Origin of the sequence: Enterobacter sp. JH25, assembly GCF_021725435.1 — a bacterium.
In the GTDB taxonomy this organism is placed as follows: domain Bacteria; phylum Pseudomonadota; class Gammaproteobacteria; order Enterobacterales; family Enterobacteriaceae; genus Enterobacter; species Enterobacter intestinihominis.
In genome coordinates this window covers 745,470-766,414 of record NZ_CP091319.1, presented here as the reverse complement: position 1 = coordinate 766,414, position 20,945 = coordinate 745,470, and the positions used below count along the sequence as shown (strand labels likewise).

17 protein-coding genes are annotated in these 20,945 nt (G+C 56.0%); all 17 read right to left on the bottom strand.

Annotated features, from left to right (window positions below; all coding sequences use genetic code 11):
• Positions 1-3 precede the first annotated feature (3 nt).
• The 17 genes from secA to rsmH all read right to left on the bottom strand — a co-directional run bounded on the left by secA (position 4) and on the right by rsmH (position 20,945).
• Entirely contained in the window at positions 4-2,709 is a 2,706-nt protein-coding gene (gene secA / locus L2Y28_RS03650; RefSeq protein ID WP_022647050.1) for a preprotein translocase subunit SecA, read from the bottom strand.
• 59 nt (positions 2,710-2,768) lie between these two features.
• The gene (gene secM, locus L2Y28_RS03645) at positions 2,769-3,272 is read right to left on the bottom strand and encodes a secA translation cis-regulator SecM (protein WP_032621757.1); all 504 of its coding nucleotides are present in this window, start codon (positions 3,270-3,272) and stop codon (positions 2,769-2,771) included.
• 280 nt (positions 3,273-3,552) lie between these two features.
• The gene (lpxC, locus tag L2Y28_RS03640) at positions 3,553-4,470 is read right to left on the bottom strand and encodes a UDP-3-O-acyl-N-acetylglucosamine deacetylase (protein ID WP_003856337.1); all 918 of its coding nucleotides are present in this window, start codon (positions 4,468-4,470) and stop codon (positions 3,553-3,555) included.
• Between the two features lie 101 nt (positions 4,471-4,571).
• On the bottom strand, positions 4,572-5,723 hold the full coding sequence (gene ftsZ, locus L2Y28_RS03635; RefSeq protein ID WP_022647048.1) for a cell division protein FtsZ: 1,152 nt from the start codon (positions 5,721-5,723) through the stop codon (positions 4,572-4,574).
• A 62-nt stretch (positions 5,724-5,785) separates the two neighbouring features.
• On the bottom strand, positions 5,786-7,042 hold the full coding sequence (ftsA, locus tag L2Y28_RS03630) for a cell division protein FtsA (RefSeq protein WP_003856340.1): 1,257 nt from the start codon (positions 7,040-7,042) through the stop codon (positions 5,786-5,788).
• Positions 7,039-7,881, bottom strand: a complete 843-nt coding sequence (ftsQ, locus tag L2Y28_RS03625) for a cell division protein FtsQ (protein WP_003856342.1) — start codon at positions 7,879-7,881, stop codon at positions 7,039-7,041. Before ftsQ ends, ftsA begins: the two co-directional genes overlap by 4 nt.
• 1 nt (position 7,882) lies before the next feature.
• Positions 7,883-8,803 carry a D-alanine--D-alanine ligase gene (locus tag L2Y28_RS03620; RefSeq protein ID WP_023330111.1) on the bottom strand — a complete coding sequence of 307 codons (921 nt, stop codon included), beginning with the start codon at positions 8,801-8,803 and terminating at the stop codon, positions 7,883-7,885.
• Positions 8,796-10,271, bottom strand: a complete 1,476-nt coding sequence (murC, locus tag L2Y28_RS03615) for a UDP-N-acetylmuramate--L-alanine ligase (protein ID WP_022647046.1) — start codon at positions 10,269-10,271, stop codon at positions 8,796-8,798. Before murC ends, L2Y28_RS03620 begins: the two co-directional genes overlap by 8 nt.
• A 59-nt stretch (positions 10,272-10,330) precedes the next feature.
• Positions 10,331-11,395: an undecaprenyldiphospho-muramoylpentapeptide beta-N-acetylglucosaminyltransferase gene (gene murG, locus L2Y28_RS03610; RefSeq protein ID WP_022647045.1), complete on the bottom strand. Its 1,065-nt coding sequence runs from the start codon at positions 11,393-11,395 to the stop codon at positions 10,331-10,333.
• Complete coding sequence (gene ftsW, locus L2Y28_RS03605) at positions 11,392-12,636, bottom strand: cell division protein FtsW (protein WP_022647044.1); 1,245 nt, start codon at positions 12,634-12,636, stop codon at positions 11,392-11,394. The genes murG and ftsW overlap by 4 nt, the downstream gene beginning before the upstream one ends.
• Complete coding sequence (murD, locus tag L2Y28_RS03600) at positions 12,636-13,952, bottom strand: UDP-N-acetylmuramoyl-L-alanine--D-glutamate ligase (protein ID WP_022647043.1); 1,317 nt, start codon at positions 13,950-13,952, stop codon at positions 12,636-12,638. The genes ftsW and murD overlap by 1 nt, the downstream gene beginning before the upstream one ends.
• Before the next feature lie 2 nt (positions 13,953-13,954).
• On the bottom strand, positions 13,955-15,037 hold the full coding sequence (mraY, locus tag L2Y28_RS03595) for a phospho-N-acetylmuramoyl-pentapeptide-transferase (RefSeq protein ID WP_003856353.1): 1,083 nt from the start codon (positions 15,035-15,037) through the stop codon (positions 13,955-13,957).
• Positions 15,031-16,389, bottom strand: coding sequence for a UDP-N-acetylmuramoyl-tripeptide--D-alanyl-D-alanine ligase (gene murF, locus L2Y28_RS03590; RefSeq protein ID WP_022647042.1), 1,359 nt, complete (start codon positions 16,387-16,389; stop codon positions 15,031-15,033). The genes mraY and murF overlap by 7 nt, the downstream gene beginning before the upstream one ends.
• Entirely contained in the window at positions 16,386-17,873 is a 1,488-nt protein-coding gene (gene murE / locus L2Y28_RS03585) for a UDP-N-acetylmuramoyl-L-alanyl-D-glutamate--2,6-diaminopimelate ligase (RefSeq protein ID WP_022647041.1), read from the bottom strand. The genes murF and murE overlap by 4 nt, the downstream gene beginning before the upstream one ends.
• Positions 17,860-19,626, bottom strand: coding sequence for a peptidoglycan glycosyltransferase FtsI (gene ftsI, locus L2Y28_RS03580; RefSeq protein WP_022647040.1), 1,767 nt, complete (start codon positions 19,624-19,626; stop codon positions 17,860-17,862). Before ftsI ends, murE begins: the two co-directional genes overlap by 14 nt.
• A gap of 15 nt (positions 19,627-19,641) precedes the next feature.
• Entirely contained in the window at positions 19,642-20,007 is a 366-nt protein-coding gene (gene ftsL / locus L2Y28_RS03575; RefSeq protein WP_003856363.1) for a cell division protein FtsL, read from the bottom strand.
• Positions 20,004-20,945 carry a 16S rRNA (cytosine(1402)-N(4))-methyltransferase RsmH gene (rsmH, locus tag L2Y28_RS03570; RefSeq protein ID WP_003856366.1) on the bottom strand — a complete coding sequence of 314 codons (942 nt, stop codon included), beginning with the start codon at positions 20,943-20,945 and terminating at the stop codon, positions 20,004-20,006. Before rsmH ends, ftsL begins: the two co-directional genes overlap by 4 nt.

Sequence of the window (20,945 nt, the reverse complement as noted above, 5' to 3'; positions counted from 1 at the left end):
TTCTTAGCTCAGACGGCCATGGCACGCCTTGTATTTTTTGCCGGAACCACATGGGCACGGATCGTTACGACCGACTTTACGATCGCCCGTCTGCGCTGCGATTGCCGCTGCGGCTTCGCTCTCATCGGTCTGATGGCTCAGCTGCTGCATCTGTGCCAGACGCTCAGCTTCTTCACGACGCTGCTGCTCCATCGCTTCCACTTCTTCCGGCATACGCACCTGAACTTTGCTCAGAGTGCTGATGACTTCATACTTCAGCGACTCCAGCATGGCAGCAAACATGGAGAAGGATTCACGCTTGTACTCCTGCTTCGGATCTTTCTGCGCATAACCACGCAGGTGGATACCCTGACGCAGGTAGTCCATCGCCGCCAGGTGCTCTTTCCACAGGGAGTCCAGGGTCTGCAACATTACGCCTTTCTCGAAGTGACGCATCATCTCAGCGCCAACCACTTCTTCCTTACGCTTGTAGACGTCCAGCGCGGTTTCGTAGATACGCTCGCGCAGGGTCTCTTCGTGCAGCTCAGGCTCTTTGTCCAGCCACTCTTTGATTGGCAATTCGAGGTCGAAGTCGTTTTTCAGACGTTCCTGCAGGCCTTCGATATCCCACATCTCTTCCAGAGACTGCGGTGGAATGTGCGCGTCGATAGTGGCTTTGAACACATCTTCGCGAATGCTGTTGATGGTTTCGCTCACGTCGGACACGTCCAGCAGTTCGTTACGCTGGGTATAGATCGCACGACGCTGGTCGTTGGCAACGTCATCATATTCCAGCAGCTGCTTACGAATATCGAAGTTGCGGCTTTCTACTTTACGCTGGGCGTTGGCAATCGCTTTGGTAACCCACGGGTGCTCGATCGCTTCGCCTGGTTTCATGCCCAGTTTACGCATCATGCCGGACACACGGTCAGAGGCGAAAATACGCATCAGCGCATCTTCCATGGACAGATAGAAGCGGGAAGAACCGGCATCACCCTGACGGCCCGCACGACCGCGCAGCTGGTTATCGATACGACGAGATTCATGACGCTCGGTACCAATGATGTGCAGACCACCGGATGCCAGCACCGCGTCGTGACGCACCTGCCAGTCGGCTTTGATCTGCGCGATTTGCTCCGGGGTTGGGTTTTCCAGCTCGGCCACTTCGGCCTGCCAGCTACCGCCGAGCATAATATCGGTACCACGACCCGCCATGTTGGTAGCGATGGTTACGGCAGCCGGGTAACCCGCCTGCGCAACGATATCTGCTTCTTTAGCGTGGAACTTGGCGTTCAGCACGTTGTGCTTGATGCCCGCCTTGGTCAGCTCGTTAGACACCACTTCAGATTTCTCGATGGAGATGGTCCCCACCAGAACCGGCTGGCCCTTCGCGGTACGATCGCGAATATCTTCGATGATCGCCTGGATTTTTTCCGCTTCGGTCATGTATACCAGGTCCGGCATATCCTTACGGATCATTGGACGGTTGGTTGGTACTACCACGGTATCCAGCTTATAGATGGAGCTAAACTCAAACGCTTCGGTATCTGCGGTACCGGTCATCCCCGCCAGCTTCTCGTACAGACGGAAGTAGTTCTGGAAGGTGATGGAGGCCAGCGTCTGGTTTTCGTTCTGAATATCCACGCCTTCTTTCGCTTCCACGGCCTGGTGCAGACCATCGGACCAGCGACGTCCCTGCATGGTACGACCGGTGTGTTCATCGACGATGATGACTTCACCGTCTTTAACGATGTAGTCAACGTCGCGGGTGAACAGGGCGTGCGCGCGCAGTGCAGCCGTTACGTGGTGCATCAGCATAATGTTGCTCGGGGAGTACAGAGACTCGCCCTCTTCCATAATGCCTTCAGCCACCAGCAGCTCTTCGATTTTCACCAGGCCGCGTTCGGTCAGGTTGACCTGACGCGCTTTTTCATCCACGGAGAAGTGACCTTCACCCTGGAAAGTATCGGAGTCTTCTTTCTCCTGACGCAGCAGGTGTGGAATGATTTTGTCGACTTTACGGTACATCTCGGAGCTGTCTTCGGCCGGGCCGGAGATGATCAGCGGGGTACGCGCTTCATCGATCAGAATGGAGTCAACCTCATCCACCAGCGCATAGTGCAGTTTACGCTGGACGCGCTCTTCAGGGCTGAACGCCATGTTGTCACGCAGGTAGTCGAAGCCGTATTCGTTGTTGGTGCCGTAGGTGATATCCGCGTTATACGCTTCACGCTTGGCAGGTGCCGGCAGGCCGGACATGTTAATGCCCACGGTCATGCCGAGGAATTCGAACAGTGGACGGTTATTTTCGGCGTCGCGTTGCGCCAGATAGTCGTTGACGGTAACAACGTGAACGCCCTTACCCGTCAGCGCATTCAGGTAAGCCGGCAGCGTTGCAGTCAGGGTTTTACCTTCACCGGTACGCATTTCCGCGATGCAGCGCTCGTTGAGCACCATCCCGCCCAGCAGCTGCACGTCGAAGTGACGCATGCCGAACACGCGTTTACTGGCCTCACGTACTACGGCAAAGGCTTCCGGAATCAGGCTTTCTAAGGTTTCGCCTTTCTCCAGACGCGCACGGAACTCCGCGGTTTTTGCTTTCAGTTCATCATCAGAGAGCTTCTCCATCGCCGGTTCCATACCGTTGATGACGTTCACAGCTTTGCGCATGCGGCGCAGGGTACGATCGTTACGACTACCAAAAACTTTGGTTAACAATTTGATTAGCATAATAAATTCTCAAACGCCCCAGTCGGGCAGATAAATTAAGGTATTGAAAAAGGGTTAATTTAGCTGAGGCGTTGAGGCCCGGCACGGATGCCGTGAACCTGGCTAATCCAGGTCGAAACAGAGAAGGATGCGGGGGAAACAAAAGCAGTTTGCGCCGTCTGACTCACGGTCACAGGCGGCTGGTTGTCCTGCGTCAGAAGCGCATTGAGCGTATCGAGCAGAGCAAGGTGCTGAGCCTGGACCGGCAGCGTTTCTTCAGCAACAGGCATCGTCTGCGGCGCCATCGCGAACGACAGATGGCGAATAACCGTGCGAATCGCGTGTTGCTGCCAGTAATCAACGGAGAAATTGGGACGACGGTTGGCTTCAAGCCATGCGAGATTAGTGAAGTTAACCCGCGTGGTGAGATCATGCTTGGTCGTCGTGGAACGTGCTGGCGTTGCCGCGTCTGCGCTGTTGCTGAGCACAGGCAAGCCGAGACTCGCCGCGACCATCCCCAATAAGAGATGCGGCCAGAAGTAACGTCTGCCAAATTGTCGCCAGCGCGTCAGTATTCCGCTCACTTGCTCCACCACGTTCGCCCGCCAGTGCAGGCTGAGTTCAGTTATTCTTTTTTAGCGCCCAGATATTACCACTAAAGCCAATACACGACAGCAGGAATGACACCTTGCAGCAGGTAAAAACGGTCATTAATGCAGCGAACACACCGTTATTTGGCACCCAACATAGGCCAGGGGTGAGAGAGACAAATCCAGAAAGGGCAGAAATAAAAACGACTGGCTTCCCTGGTCGGAGAGAGTACCAGGTGAACCAGTCGCTTTTCTTACGAAACGGCTTTAACCGTTACGCCAGGACCATAGTCGGGGCTTTGAACGCCAGCGGCAGTTCAGCTTCGTCTTCGAAGGTCACATATTCCCAGGCTTCCTGTTTTGCCAGGACGGCCTGCAACAGTTTGTTGTTCAGTGCATGACCGGATTTAAACGCCGTAAAGGCACCAATGATGTTGTGACCACACATGAAGAGGTCGCCGATCGCGTCCAGCATTTTGTGACGGACAAATTCATCTTCAAAACGCAGGCCATCTTCGTTCAGTACGCGATAATCGTCAACAACGATGGCACAATCGAAGCTGCCGCCCAGGCACAGGCCGCGGGATTGCAGATATTCGATATCACGCATAAAGCCGAAGGTACGTGCTCGGCTGATCTGACGCATGAACGCATCCGCAGAGAAGTTCATCGCATAGCGCTGGGTGCTGGAGTCAATCGCCGGATGGTTAAAATCGATGGTGAAGTCCAACGAGAAACCATTGTACGGTTTGAATTCAGCCCATTTGTCGCCATCTTCGACGCGAACGGTCTCTTTAATGCGAACAAATTTCTTCGCGCAGTTCAGTTCTTCGATGCCGGCATCCAGCAACAAATAAACGAACGGAGCAGCACTCCCGTCCATGATCGGGATTTCTGGCGCATCGACTTCAACCATAATGTTGTCGATACCCAGACCCGCCAGGGCGGCGTTCAGGTGCTCTACGGTAGAAATCCGCACGTCATGCTCGTTCACCAGACAAGTACAGAGCATAGTATCACGCACAGATTTGGCATCGGCCGGAAAATCTACCGGTGGATTCAAGTCGGTGCGACGATAGATGACCCCGGTATTGGCCGGCGCAGGGCGTAACGTCAGTGTGACTTTCTTGCCGGTATGTAAACCGACACCCGTCGCCTGAACGATACGTTTAAGTGTCCTTTGTTTGATCATCGTATAATCTCGCCAAATTAACTATCCAACCGAGAGTGTATATCACTAACGGTGGGCCAGTTTAGCACAAAGAGCGCAAATCCCCAAATTCCAGCCAATTCTTAGTCAGCTTGCTTACGCAGGAACGCCGGGATATCCAGATAATCTGGCTCTTTTGCCGTTTGTGGAGTCGGGTCGTTCACCACTTTCGCAGCCGGTTTTTGCTCCTGAGTCAGAGGCGACATACCGTGCTGCTGGTAACGATCCATCACCGGCTGCTGAGTCTGTTTGTTGGTCACGAGGGTGATCTCAGGACGCTTGTCCATACCGATACCGGTGGCCACAACAGTCACACGCAGTTCGTCGTTCATTTCCGGGTCAAGGGACGTACCGATAACAACGGTCGCGTTGTCAGAGGCGAATGCACGGATGGTGTTACCCACGGTTTCGAACTCATCCAGACGCAGGTCAAAGCCAGCGGTAATGTTGACCAGCACGCCGCGCGCGCCAGACAGATCGATATCTTCCAGCAGTGGAGAAGAGATCGCCATTTCAGCGGCTTCTTCCGCACGGTCTTCACCGCTCGCCACGCCAGAGCCCATCATCGCGTAGCCCATCTCGGACATCACGGTGCGAACGTCTGCAAAGTCAACGTTCATCAGGCCAGGACGGGTAATCAGTTCAGCGATACCCTGAACCGCGCCTTTCAGCACGTCGTTTGCCGCGCCAAAGGCGTCCAGCAGAGAGATACCGCGACCCAGCACTTTCAGCAGCTTGTCGTTCGGGATGGTAATCAGAGAGTCCACGTGCTTGGACAGCTCGGTGATACCCTGCTCCGCGAAAGCCATACGCTTCTTACCTTCAAAGTTGAAAGGCTTGGTCACGACAGCAACGGTCAGAATACCTAAATCTTTAGCGACTTCCGCCACAACGGGTGCTGCACCGGTACCTGTACCGCCGCCCATACCCGCTGCGATGAAGACCATGTCTGCACCGTCCAGTGCAGCGCGCAGCGCTTCACGATCTTCTTCAGCCGCGTTGCGGCCCACTTCCGGGTTAGCCCCTGCTCCCAGACCTTTGGTGATGCCACCACCGATCTGAATCGTCTGGCCAACAGCCGTTTTACGCAGCGCCTGCGCATCGGTGTTCACCGCGAAGAATTCAACACCTTCGATGCGCTCGCGCACCATGTGCTCTACGGCGTTACCGCCGCCGCCACCGACGCCGATGACTTTAATCACCGCGTCGTTGGTTAATTCCATAGGTTCAAACATAATCTCTCTCTCCGTTGTGCCTGTCGCCCGAGACCGCTAATTCTCTCCGGTCTCTTAAAAAATTAAAATTCTTTTCGCAACCAGGTGTTAAGTCGTTTGACCCACGACCCCACCGAGACGCGTTTTTCCACCTCTGCCTCACCACTTAAATGGGATTCTTTCCCGTAGTGCAGCAGGCCCACCGCCGTTGAATAGTACGGCTCCTGAGCATAATCCGTTAAACCGGTGATATTCAGCGGCGCACCAATACGCACCTGCGTATGGAACACGCGCTGAGCGCAGGCCGCAAGACCTTCAATTTGCGCTGCCCCGCCGGTTAATACAATCCCCGCTGCGAGATGATGTTTCACACCCTGCTGGCGAAGCTGTTCCTGTAACTGCAAAATCTCTTCGTTGACCAGGTTGAGCAGCTCGGTATAACGCGGCTCAATTACCTCTGCCAGCGTCTGGCGTTGCAGGCTGCGCGGCGGTCGACCACCTACGCTCGGCACTTCAACGCTCTCGTCTTTGCCGACGATAGAGCCCAGCGCGCAACCGTGGCGCACTTTAATCGCCTCTGCATCGCTCGGTGGCGTACCAAAGGCGTAAGCGATATCGCTGGTCACCACATTCCCGGCGTACGGGATCACTTTGGTGTGGCGCAACGCACCGCCGGTATAGACAGCCATGTCCATTGTACCACCACCAATATCGACCACACAGACGCCCAGTTCACGTTCGTCTTCGGTCAGCACGGAATAGCTCGCGGCAAGTCCGGCGAAAATTAGTTGGTCAACTTTCAGGCCACAACGTTCAACGGCTTTTACAATGTTCTTCGCCATATCGTTGTGACATGTGATCAGGTGCACTTTTGCCTGCATACGTACGCCCGACAGACCGACCGGATTCTTGATACCTTCCTGGTAGTCGATCGCGTATTCTTGCGGGATCACATGCAGCACACGGTGCTCGTCGCGAACACGCACAGATTTCGCCGTGTGGACAACGTTCTCAACGTCTTCCTGCGTCACTTCTTCTTCAGAAATCGGCACCATACCGATTTCATTCTGGCAGCTGATGTGCTTACCAGAAAGAGCCAGATAGACAGAGGAAATCTGGCAATCTGCCATCAATTCAGCCTGGTCGATGGCGCGCTGAACGCATTTCACCACCGACTCAAGGTCGTTTACCCCACCTTTATCCATACCACGGGAAGGGCAGCTGCCCACGCCAATGATATTGACCATACCGTCGGGCAGAACTTCCCCTACCAAAGCGGCAACCTTCGCGGTGCCAATCTCCAGTCCTACTACCAATTTTCTGTCCGTCGACTTGATCATTGTTGTTCTGCCTGTACCTGTGCCTGATTTTGTTGCTGATTAGGTTCCTCGACCGGAGCCGGCTCCCAACCGACTGCTGCGCCTGAGTCATAGCGCAAATCAACGTAGCTTATCCGTTTGCCATCCGTCTGCGCCTGCTGCTGTAAAACCGGGTAAAGTTCTACAAAACGCGCCAGACGTTTCATTGTGTCGCCGCGGCCAAGATTGAGCTTAATGCCATTCGTTAAGGTCAGCTGCCAGGAACGGCGCGCCGTCATCGCAGCATCTTTTAACGTAAAGCGATCCTTAGCCAGCACCTGCCCCATCTCACGAAAACCCTGCAATACTTCGTTTTCGCTGCCTTCCGGGCCATACAACATCGGTAAATTCTGCTTGTTGACACGATCGCTCGGGACGCTGAACGAATTTCCGTCTACGTCAACCATATGCTGATCATTCCAACGCGCAATCGGCACATATTCAACCAGATGAATCTTCAATTCATCAGGCCATTGCTTTCTGACACTCGCCTGTTTTATCCACGGCAGACGTTCAATCTGGCTCTGGATAATGTTGACGTCCTGCGTCATAAAGGTGCCAGGCGACCCCAGCGCCAGAATTGACTGGCGAATGTCATCGTTACGCGTGTAGTGACGCTCTCCGGTCACTACCAGCTTCGACAGCGGCAACCGCTGTGCGTCTTCCATCCAGCCCAGCACCATCCAGCCGCTGATAAACACGGTGCACAGCACCCCGAGCAGGAAGATAATCCCTGCAAGACGCGTTCCATTACTCCGGCGCGAAGAAGAATATTCTTCTTCGTCATCGCGGTTGCGCGTGTTCAACGCAGCCTGAGACATATCAGCCCGCCTGGTCCAGAATACGTACGACTAATTGCGAGAAGCTCATTCCCGCCTGACGCGCCGCCATCGGCACAAGGCTATGGCTGGTCATACCCGGAGACGTGTTTGCTTCCAGCAGATAAAATTGCCCGTCACCGTCAAGCATCACATCAATTCGTCCCCAGCCTCGGCATCCCAAAACATTCCAGGCTTTAAGCACCAGAGACTGTAATTCCGCTTCACGTTGTGCTTCAAGACCAGCTGGGCAGAAATATTGCGTCTCATCAGAGAGATACTTCGCCTCATAATCATAGAAGACTCCGGCGGGTTGGATGCGAATTGACGGTAAAATTTCTTCACCAAGCATCGCGACGGTAAATTCCGGCCCGCTAAGCCATTTTTCAATCAGAACTTCTTCATCATGTTGAAATGCCAGAGCTAAAGCGTCAGCCAAATCTACAGCTTTATCAACTTTGGACATTCCCACGCTCGACCCTTCACGGCTAGGCTTCACAATAACCGGTAAGCCCAGTGCCGCAATGCGTGTATTAACGCTGTCCGACAAGCCCAATTCAAATTCACGGCGCGTCAGTGCAACCCATGGCGCAACGGGCAGACCCGCCCCCTGCCACAGCAGTTTGCTGCGCAGTTTATCCATGGAGATAGCGGATGCCATCACGCCACTGCCGGTGTACGGCATACCGATCAGCTCCAGCAGCCCCTGCAACGTGCCGTCTTCACCGCCGCGGCCATGCAACGCGATAAAGGCTTTATCGAAGCCCATCGCTTTCAGCTGCGTAACGTCCACCTCTTTCGGATCAACCGGATGCGCGTCCACGCCACCTTCACGCAGGCCCGCCAGCACGGCAGCGCCCGAATTCAGAGAAACCTCGCGTTCGGCGGAAGTGCCGCCAAACAGGACAGCAATCTTATCAGCCATGACGCTCGTCCTCCTGAGTTTGCGGCTTCAGTTTGATTTCAGCTAAGGTACGGGCGATTTTGCCGATATTTCCCGCACCCTGAATCAGGATCAGATCGTTACCCGTCAGGACCGGGGCAAGCATTTCAGCTACCTGCACCGGGTCGGGGACCAGGATAGGGTCCACTTTACCGCGTCCGCGGATGGTACGACATAAAGACCGACTGTCCGCGCCCGGAATCGGCGCTTCACCCGCGGCATAAACATCCAGCATCAGCAGGGTATCGACCTGCGAAAGGACGTTGGCAAAATCGTCATACAGATCGCGGGTACGTGTGTAACGGTGCGGCTGGAAGATCATGACCAGATTCTTTTCCGGCCAACCCGCGCGTGCCGCTTTGATGGTAGCGTCCACCTCCGTCGGATGGTGACCGTAGTCATCGACCAGCATCGCAGAACCTGGCTTACCGTTTACTGGCTCCAGTGGGAACTCACCCAGGAAGTCGAAGCGACGGCCCGTTCCCTGGAAGCTTTCCAGCGCGCGCAGGATCGCCTCATCATCAATGCCTTCTTCCGTTGCAACAGCCACCGCCGCCGCAGCATTCAGGGCATTGTGACGTCCCGGCGCGTTCAGGGTGACATGCAGGAGCTCTTTATCCTGGCGTGCCAGGGTGAAATGCCCCTGCGCACCAATCTGCTTATAATCTTCCACGCGTACATCAGCGTCTTCGCTGAAGCCGTAGGTGGTAATTTGACGCCCGACGCGCGGCAGCAGCTCGCGGATCACCGGGTCGTCCACGCACATCACCGCACGGCCATAGAACGGCAGGTTGTGCAGGAAGTTAATAAAGGTCTGCTTTAAGTTCTCGAAGTCGCCCTGGTAGGTATCCATATGGTCAGCTTCGATATTGGTGACGATAGCCACCATCGGCTGCAAATGCAGGAACGACGCGTCGCTTTCATCCGCTTCCGCAATCAGATAACGGCTGTGGCCCAGACGCGCATGCACGCCAGCGGCTTTCACCAGACCACCGTTAACGAACGTTGGGTCGAGACCCGCTTCCGCATAAATGCTGGAGACCATCGCTGTTGTTGTGGTTTTACCGTGCGTACCGGCCACCGCAATGCCGTGACGGAAACGCATCAGTTCAGCCAGCATTTCCGCGCGACGGATCACCGGAATGCGCGCCTCATGCGCCGCAACGATTTCCGGGTTATCCGCGGAGATCGCGCTGGACACTACAACCACGCTCGCATCGCTCACGTTTTCCGGGCGATGATTGAAATAGATAGTCGCCCCCAGCGACGCCAACTGCTGCGTAACAGGGTTTGGCGCCAGGTCAGACCCGCTGATCTGATAGCCTTCGTTAGCTAACACTTCGGCAATACCGCCCATGCCAGCACCACCGATGCCGACAAAGTGAATGTGCCGGACGCGACGCATCTCGGGCACGATAGAACGCAGTTTTGCCAGTTGTTGTGTATTCATTCTCTAAACGCCATCGACTACTTCAAAAAAATCGTGCAGCGCAACACGCGCTGCGAGAATTATGCCTGGGCTGCCAGGCTCACTTCTTTTGCCACCCGTTCCGTTGCATCCGGGATAGCGGTCGCGCGTGCGCGTTGCGCCATCTCCAGTAATACATCCCGGTTCCAGCCCGCCAGGGTAGTGGCGACCGCATCAGCGGTAAATTGTGGCTGCTCAAAAATTTTTGCGGCACCCGCTTTCTCAAGCGGCAGCGCATTCCAGTACTGCTGTCGGTCTTTGTGCTGGAACGGCACAAACAGCGCTGGCAAACCGGCGGCGGCGATTTCGCTCACCGTCAGCGCACCCGAACGACAGACCACGACATCGGCCCAGGCATAGGCTGCGGCCATATCATCAATAAATTCAGTCACTTTATGCTGCGGCTGACCTTCCTGCGCGTAGGCCTGCTCAACGCTCTGCTGAGCGCCCTTCCCGCTCTGGTGCCAGATGGTCACCGCATCACCCAGTTTTGTCGCAACCTGTGGCATCGTCTGGTTTAAAATACGTGCGCCCTGTGAACCGCCGACAACCAGCACGCGCACCGGCCCTTCGCGACCCGCCAGACGCGTATCTGGCAGCGGCAGCGCCAGCACGTCCACACGCACCGGATTCCCTACGACATCCGCTTTCGGGAATGCCCCAGGGAAGGCCTGCATAACTTTGGTGGCGATTTTTGCCAGCCATTTGTTGGTCAACCCGGCAATACCGTTCTGCTCATGCAGAACAACAGGGATGCCCAGTGACCACGCCGCCAGTCCTCCCGGACCGGAAACGTAGCCGCCCATGCCCAGAACGACGTCAGGCTTAAAGCGCTTCATAATGTCGCGCGCCTGACGCCAGGCATTGAAAATGCGCACCGGCGCCAGCAGCAGCGCCTTGATCCCTTTGCCACGAAGGCCAGAAATACGAATAAAGTCGATCTCGATACCGTGTTTAGGTACAAGGTCGGCTTCCATGCGGTCTGCGGTTCCCAGCCAGCGTACCTGCCAGCCCTGTTCCATTAAATGGTGCGCAACCGCCAGTCCCGGGAACACGTGTCCGCCGGTCCCGCCTGCCATCACCATTAACCGCTTCGGTTGATTCATCGTGAACCTCGTGTAAACGCCTGAGCTTTCTCCAGACGCGTTTCATAATCTATGCGTAACAAAAACATGATGGCCGTCGACATGATCAACAGACTCGAACCACCATAACTGATCAACGGCAACGTCAGACCTTTGGTCGGCAGCATACCCGCTGCGGCCCCAACGTTTACCAGTGCCTGGAAGCTAAACCAGATACCAATTGAGCAGGCCAGGAAACCGGAGAAGCGGTGATCGATCTCCAGCGCTTTACGGCCAATCGACATGGCGCGGAAAGCGACGAAGAATACCATTAATAGCGCCAATACCACACCGATATAACCCAGTTCTTCCCCAATAATGGAGAAGATGAAGTCGGTATGCGCCTCCGGTAAATACTCCAGTTTTTGCACCGAGTTGCCCAGGCCTTGGCCCCAGACTTCGCCGCGGCCAAACGCCATCAGCGACTGTGTCAGCTGATAACCGCTGCCGAACGGATCTTCCCATGGGTTCCAGAACGAGGTCACACGGCGGATACGGTATGGTTCGGCGAGGATCAGCAGCACCACTGCCGAAATCCCCATCCCGATGATGGCAATGAACTGCCACAGTTTTGCGCCCGCCAGGAACAGCATCGCCAGCGTAGTGACAAACAGTACGACTACCGTACCGAGGTCGGGCTGCGCCAGCAGCAGGATCGCAAGCACCAGAATCACGCCCATCGGTTTTAAGAAGCCGCGCAGGTTGTTACGAACTTCGTCGACTTTACGCACCAGGTAGTTTGCCAGGTAGCAGAACAACGAAAGCTTGGTGAACTCTGCAGGCTGAATACGCAGCGGACCAAAGGCGATCCAGCGTGATGCCCCGTTAACGGAGCTCCCGACGACCAGAACGATCAACAGCATGATGATTGAGGCGATAAGCATGGCCGTACTGTGCCGCTGCCAGAACGACATCGGCAGGCGTAAGGTGATCATCGCCAGGCAGAACGCGAGAATGATGTACAGCCCGTCACGCTTGGCAAACAGGAACGGATCGTTTGCCAGACGCTGTCCGACAGGCATCGACGCCGAGGTGACCATAATAAAGCCGGTCGCTGCCAGCCCCAGCGTGAGCCAGAACAGCGTGCGGTCGTACATAATCAGGCTGTCGGAATCTTTATCCCGTGAAGCCATCACCCAGCCTTTCAGCGCCGTAAACAGCCATACCAGGATACCAAACCCTGGCAGACGCGGCATTTTCAGGCGAGGGAGAGATAAACGCATCAGCCTAACTCCTTCGCCAGGCGGGTAAAGACATCGCCCCGCTGTTCGAAATTCTTAAATTGATCGAGGCTGGCACAGGCTGGCGAGAGCAGCACCATATCGCCGGGCTTCACGCGTGGGGCGATAAGGCGCATCGCCTGTTCCATGGTCTCGGTTTGTTCGGCGACCTCAGGACGCAACGCCGCAAGCTCGCTGCCATCGCGGCCAAAGCAATAAAGGCGCACGTTATCACCGTTGAGGTACTGCTTCAGCGAGGAGAAATCGGCTGATTTACCGTCGCCGCCCAGCAGCAGATGCAGTGTGCCTTCAACTTGCAGACCGTTCAATGCCGCCTCGGTGCTACCCACATTGGTCGCTTTGGAATCGTTAATCCAGCGTACGCCTTTGTGTTCCAGCGCCAGCTGAAAACGGTGAGCCAGGCCGGTAAAGGTGGTCAGCGCCTTCAGGCTTGAAGATCGCGGCAGGCCAACGGCATCCGCCAGCGCCAGCGCCGCCAGGGCGTTGGTGTAGTTATGCTGGCCGGAGAGCATCATCTCTTTCACGTTCAGCACCTTCTCACCTTTCACCCGCAGCCAGGTTTCGCCCTGCTGGCGGTTAAGGTGATAGTCACCCATGTTAATACCGAAGCTAATGCAGCGATCGTCTGCGCCACGCACCGGCATGGTGAGTGCATCATCGGCATTCACCACGCAGACTTTGGCATTTTCATAGACACGCAGCTTGGCCGCGCGGTACTGCTGCAAGCCGAACGGGTATCTGTCCATATGATCTTCGGTGACATTAAGGATCGTCGCTGCCGCCGCATGCAGGCTTGAAGTGGTTTCCAGCTGGAAGCTGGAAAGCTCAAGTACAAACAGCTCACACCCTTTATCGAGCAGCATCAACGCGGGCAGGCCAATATTACCGCCCACGCCGACATTTTTGCCCGCCGCTTTCGCCATCTCACCCACCAGGGTGGTGACGGTGCTTTTACCGTTTGAACCGGTAATGGCAACGATCGGGGCCTGCGCCTCCCGGCAGAACAGTTCGATATCGCCAACAATCTCAACGCCTGCATCCGCCGCGGCACTCAGCGAAGGATGCGCCAGCGCCATGCCCGGGCTGGCAACAATCAGATCGGCGACCAGCAGCCACTCATCATTCAGACCACCCAGGTGGCGTTCAACCTGCTCCGGCAGCTTGTCCAGACCCGGCGGAGAGACGCGCGTATCCATCACGCGCGGCGTCACGCCACGCGCAAGGAAAAAGTCCACGCAGGAGAGGCCGGTAAGGCCCAACCCGATGATAACGACTTTTTTGCCCTGGTAATCTGCCATGATTAACGTACCTTCAGCGTTGCCAGGCCAATCAGCACCAGCATCAGCGAAATAATCCAGAAGCGCACAATGACGCGCGGCTCCGGCCAGCCTTTCAGTTCATAGTGGTGGTGAATCGGTGCCATACGGAAGATGCGCTGGCCGCGCAGCTTGAAGGAACCGACCTGCAAAATCACCGACAGGGTCTCAACGACAAACACACCGCCCATAATCACCAGCAGGAACTCCTGACGCAGCAGCACGGCGATAATGCCCAGCGCGCCGCCCAGCGCCAGTGAACCGACGTCGCCCATAAAGACCTGCGCCGGATAGGTGTTGAACCACAGGAAGCCCAGCCCCGCGCCGACAATCGCCGTACAGACGATCACCAGCTCACCAGCGTGTCGCAGGTACGGGATGTGCAGGTAGTTTGCAAAGTTCATGTTACCGGTCGCCCACGCCACCAGCGCGAAACCGCCCGCGACAAACACGGTTGGCATGATGGCCAGGCCGTCCAGACCATCGGTCAGGTTGACGGCGTTGCCGGTGCCGACGATCACAAAGTAAGCCAGCAGAATGTAGAACAGCCCCAGCTGCGGCATCACGTCTTTGAAGAACGGCACCACCAGCTCGGTGGCCGGGGTGTCTTTTCCTGCCAGGTAAAGCGCGAAGGCCACACCCAGCGCAATTACCGACATCCAGAAATACTTCCAGCGGGCGATCAAACCTTTGGTGTCTTTGCGCACGACTTTGCGGTAGTCATCAACAAAACCGATGATCCCGTAGCCAACCAGAACGGTCAGCACGCACCAGACGTAAGGGTTAGACGGATAAGCCCACAGCAGAACGGACACCACAATCGCGGTCAGGATCATGATCCCGCCCATGGTCGGCGTACCGCGCTTGCTGAAGTGTGATTCCGGACCATCGTTGCGTACAACCTGGCCGAAAGAGAGTTTTTGCAAACGGGCAATCATGCGCGGGCCCATCCACAACGAGATGAACAGCGCAGTCAGCAGGCTGACGATGGCGCGAAACGTCAGATAGGAAAAGACGTTAAAGCCTGAATAATATTTGACCAAATGTTCGGCCAGCCAAACTAACATGTCCCGTTCTCCTGTAATGCGTGCACAACCTCTTCCATGGCGGCACTACGTGAACCTTTAACTAAAACAGTCACAATCTGTTTTTCTGTAATCAATGCCTTCAGGCGTTCGATCAGTGCAGATTTATCGGCAAAATGTTCGCCAACTTCACTGGCATCGGAAATGGCCTTGCTCAGCGTGCCTGCGCTCAGTACGCGGTCAAGCCCGGCGGCTTTCGCCGCTTCGCCAACCTGTACGTGGCAGGCTTCGCTTTCATCACCCAGCTCGGCCATATCGCCAACAACCATCACGCGATAGCCCGGCATCTCAGACAAGACCTGCACGGCCGCCGTCATGGAGCCGACGTTAGCGTTGTAGGAGTCATCCAGCAGGAGTTTGTTTTCAGCCAGCTGGATTGGGAACAGACGCCCCGGCACGGCTTTTAAATTCGCCAGACCAGTTTTTATCGCAGCGTGTGAGGCCCCTACCGCCATTGAGAGCGCTGCCGCAGCAAGCGCATTGGCGATGTTATGACGACCCGGCAGAGGCAGCAGCACGTCGATGTCGCCCGTTGGGGTCGTGAGGGTGAACTCGGTGCCGTGTGACGTCACATGAATGTTGGTCGCCGAAAAATCACTGTTTGCCGCATTCGGGGAGAAGCGCCAGGTTTTGCGTGAACCAATGATGCTCTGCCAGTTCAGCCAGTCATTGTTATCGGCATTCATAATGGCGATGCCGTCATCCGGCAGGCCGGTATAAATTTCACCTTTCGCTTTCGCCACACCGGCCAGCGAACCAAAACCTTCAAGATGTGCCGCCGCCAGGTTATTCACCAGCGCCGCTTCCGGACGCGTCAGGCTCACGGTCCAGGCGATTTCGCCTTGATGGTTAGCCCCTAACTCAATCACCGCATATTCATGCTCGTGGGTCAGGCGCAGCAGCGTCATCGGTACACCGACGTCATTATTAAGGTTGCCCGCCGTATAAAGCGTGTTTCCGCACTGGCTAAGGATCGCCGCCGTAATCTCTTTAACGGAGGTTTTGCCCGACGAGCCCGTCAGCGCCACGACGCGTGTTGGCACCTGCTGGCGAACCCATGCCGCCAGCTCACCAAAGGCCAGGCGCGTATCTTTCACCACAATCTGCGGCAAATCGATATCGAGCTTACGGTTGACCAGCAGCGCACCCGCGCCGTTATCTTTAGCCTGTTGCGCAAAATCGTGGGCGTCAAAACGTTCACCCTTCAGCGCCACAAACAGGCAGCCCGCCGTCACCTTACGGGTGTCGGTGGTCACAGCCTCAATGGTCAGATCCTGACCATGCAGCATCCCCTGCAATACCGCAGCGGCCTGGCTTAACGTAATGCTAATCATGCCACCACTCCCAGCAGACGCGCTGCCGTCACGCGGTCTGAGTAATCCAGACGACGATTGCCGACGATCTGATAATCTTCATGACCTTTACCGGCCAGCAGAACCACATCGTTCTCCTGCGCCTGCATAATGGCGTTAGTCACGGCCTCCGCACGGCCTTCGACCACGCGCGCACGACCCACATCCAGCATGCCCGCCAGAATGTCGTTGATAATGGCCCTCGGCTCTTCGGTACGCGGGTTGTCATCGGTCACCACGGGAATATCCGCGAACTGCTCAGCGATGGCGCCCATCAGCGGACGTTTGCCCTTGTCGCGATCGCCACCGCAGCCAAACACGCACCAGAGCTTGCCTGCGCAGTGCAGACGCGCCGCTTCCAGCGCTTTTTCCAGCGCATCCGGCGTATGGGCGTAATCCACGACCACCGTCGGCTTGCCCGGTGCGCTGAACACTTCCATGCGGCCACAGACCGGTTGCAAACGCTCAGCCGTTTTCAGCAGATCCGCCATCGGGTAATCCAGCGCCAGCAGCGTCGCCAGCGCCAGCAGCAGGTTACTGACGTTGAAAGCCCCCATCAGGCGGCTTTCAATTTCACCTTCGCCCCAGGTGGAAGCAAAGCGGATCGTCGCCCCGCTATCGTGGTAGTTCACTTCGACTGCCTTCAGCCAGCGGCCACGACAGTTCGGATTAATGCGATCTTCCATCGACACCGCCACCGCATCTGGCAGTTTTTCCAGCCAGCGGCGACCGACTTCGTCGTCGGCGTTAATGATTGCCTGCCCGTGGTGGTGAGTGGAATAAAGCAGCCATTTCGCCGCTTCGTAGTGCTCCATATCACCATGATAATCAAGGTGATCGCGGCTCAGGTTTGTAAAGACAGAGGCGGCAAATTTCAGTGCCGCCACGCGATGTTGTACCAGACCATGGGAGGAGACCTCCATCGCCGCGAAGGTCGCCCCCTGCTCTGCAAGGCCTGCCAGCACACGCTGCACGTCAACCGCCGAGCCTGTAGTGTTTTCCGTCGGGCTTACTTTGCCCAGAATACCGTTCCCCACCGTGCCCATGACGGCACCGGTTTCACCCAGCAGCTGAGCCCATTGCGCCATCAGCTGAGTGGTGGTGGTTTTTCCGTTGGTTCCTGTCACGCCAACCAGCTTTAACTGGTCGGAAGGTTCGTTGTAAAAACGTCCTGCCAGCGCGGAGAGACGCTCATTCAGCTGGCTGAGATAGATGACCGGCACGCCGTGCATTTCACGGATCTCACCGTCTGTTGCCTCATCTTTGGCCTCAGCAATAATGGCAGCAACACCTTGCGCAATCGCCTGCGGGATATAACGACGCCCGTCCGCCTGATGACCTACCACTGCCACAAAAAGATCGCCAGAAGCCGCTACGCGGCTGTCCAGTACCATCTCTCGCAGTGCTCGCGCAGGTAGCATAGGCACCCACGGAGCAAGAAGGTCGCGCAAATTACGATCTGCCACCTGTTCCCTCGCCTTGATTAATTACAAATTCACTTTTTTCGCCCGTCGCCAGCGCATCCGGTTCAATGTTCATGGTGCGCAACACGCCGCCCATAATAGCCCCGAACACAGGCGCGGAGACGGCGCCGCCGTAGTATTTACCCGCCTGCGGATCGTTGATGACGACCACCAGCGCAAAACGCGGATTGCTTGCAGGCGCTACGCCTGCGGTATAGGCAATGTATTTGTTGATATAGCGGCCGTCCGGCCCCACTTTTTTCGCTGTACCGGTTTTGATGGCGATACGATAGCCCTTAATCGCGGCCTTCACGCCACCACCACCGGGCAGCGCGACGCTTTCCATCATATGTACGACGGTACGAACGATAGATTCCGGGAAAACACGTTCCCCCGGTACCGGTGGATCAACTTTGGTGATCGACAGCGGGCGATAAATGCCATAGCTGCCAATCGTTGCGTAGACTCGCGCTAACTGTAAGGGAGTTACCATTAGCCCGTAGCCGAAAGAGAAGGTGGCCCTCTCTATGTCAGACCACCGTTGTTTTTGAGGATATAAGCCACTGCGTTCTCCGACCAACCCCAAATTGGTCGCCTTTCCCAGCCCAAAACGTGAGTAAGTATCTACTAACGCTGAGGACGGCATCGCTAACGCCAGTTTTGACACACCGACGTTACTCGACTTCTGTAAGACCCCGGTCAGGGTCAGTTCGCTGTAACGTGCCACGTCTTTTATTTCGTGGCCGTTAATTCGATAAGGGATCGTATTCAGAACGGTATTTTCGTTGACGATGCCTCGCTGTAGAGCCGTCATCACCACCATAGGTTTTACGGTTGAACCGGGTTCAAACACATCGGTGATGGAGCGGTTACGCATCGCATCTTTTGCTGTACCGGCAAAATTATTCGGGTTATATGAGGGACTACTGGCCATCGCCAGCACTTCACCTGTCGCCACATCCACCAGCACGGCACTGCCCGATTCCGCCTTGTTAAACGCGACGGCGTTGTTCAGCTCACGATAGACCAGCGCCTGCAAGCGCTCATCAATACTCAGGGCCAGGTTGTGCGCGGCCTGGCTGTCTGTCGAGGAAATATCTTCAATGACGCGACCATAGCGGTCTTTGCGCACGATTCGCTCGCCAGGCTGGCCGGTAAGCCACTTGTCGAAGCTTTTTTCAACGCCTTCAATCCCCTGGCTATCCACGTTGGTGAAGCCAATCAGGTGCGCGGTGACTTCGCCGGAAGGATAATAACGGCGGGATTCTTCCCGCAGATGAATGCCGGGCAGCTTAAGTTTTTTAATGTAATCAGCCATGTCAGGGTTCACCTGACGGGCAAGATAGATGAAGCGCCCTTTCGGGTTGGCGTTAACGCGTGACGCCAGCTGATCCAGCGGCATTTTCAACGCGTCTGAGAGCGCCTTCCAGCGGTTATCAAGGGTGATCCCGCCTGCGTCATGCAGCTCTTTAGGATCGGCCCAGATCGCCTTCACCGGTACGCTCACCGCCAGCGGGCGGCCGGAGCGGTCGGTGATCATCCCACGAGAGGTAGAAACTTCCTGCACGCGCAGAGAACGCATATCCCCCTGACGCACCAGCATGTCAGGCGCGATGATTTGTAGCCACGCCACGCGTCCCAGCAGGAAACCCAGCGCCAGTAAAATGCAGCCGCAAAGCAACGCAAAACGCCAACTGATAAAGTTGGCCTGTTCTTCCTGGCGTTTTGGTTTTAGCGTTTTTGCCGCTGCTTTCATGCGTCGCGTTTTCCCTTATTTTTGTACTACGATATTTTCCTGCGAAGGATCAACATGCTGTAATTGCAGTTTTTCCGTTGCGATCCGTTCAACCCGGCTGTGATCGCCGAGCGCGTTTTCTTCAAGGATCAGATTTCGCCATTCAATATCCAGCGCATCGCGTTCCAGTACCATCTGTTCACGCTGCGCAGTTAATAAACGGGTATGGTGAGCGGTGGTTACCACCATGACTGCCGTCACAATGATGCAAATGAACAAGCAGAGTGGCAGCTTCCCAAACCGCAAAAGATCGTCGCCGATCACGCCAGGCAAGGCATGGCGCTCGTTGCTTCCTAACGATCCCTTAACTTTGCTTAGGGTCTCTGTCACTCTGCTGATCATGCGTTCGTCCTCTCTGCAATACGCAGCACTGAACTACGGGCACGTGGATTCTCTGCCACCTCTTCTTCGCCCGGCATCAACTTGCCTAATGCTCGCAACTGACGGCCTCCCAGCTTTCTGAGTTGTTCTTCCGTCATCGGCAGCCCAGCTGGAACCTGCGGACCGCGGCTCTGTTCACGCATAAAGCGCTTAACGATGCGATCTTCCAGCGAATGGAAGCTGATGATGGATAACCGCCCACCCGGGGCCAGCACGTCGAGCGAGCTTTTTAGCGCCAGCTCTATTTCCTCCAGTTCACTGTTTACCCAGATACGAACCGCCTGGAAGGTACGGGTCGCAGGATGTTTGTGCTTGTCCTTCACTGGCGTTGCCGCCGCGATGACTTCTGCCAGCTCTTTGGTACGGGTCATTGGCTCAACGCGGTTGCGCTCCACGATGGCGCGCGCAATACGTTTGCCAAAGCGTTCTTCGCCGAAGGTTTTGATCACCCAGGCAATATCCGCTTCGTCAGCAGTTTGTAACCACTCGGCGGCAGACTGGCCGCGGGTGGGGTCCATACGCATATCCAGCGGACCGTCGCGCATAAAGGAGAAGCCGCGTTCTGCATCATCAAGCTGTGGTGAAGAGACACCAAGATCGAGGAGGATCCCGTCGATTTTGCCGGTCAGGCCGCGCTCGGCGACATAATCCGCAAGCGCAGAGAAAGGTCCATGCACGATGGAAAAGCGAGGGTCATCGATGGTTTGCGCAACGGCAATCGCCTGCGGATCGCGGTCAATTGCCAGCAGGCGCCCTTCCGCTCCAAGCTGAGAGAGGATCAAACGCGAGTGGCCACCGCGACCAAAAGTGCCATCAATATAGATGCCATCTGGACGAATATTCAGGCCGTTAACGGCCTCATCCAGCAGCACCGTTGTATGTTTATAATTTTCCATCAT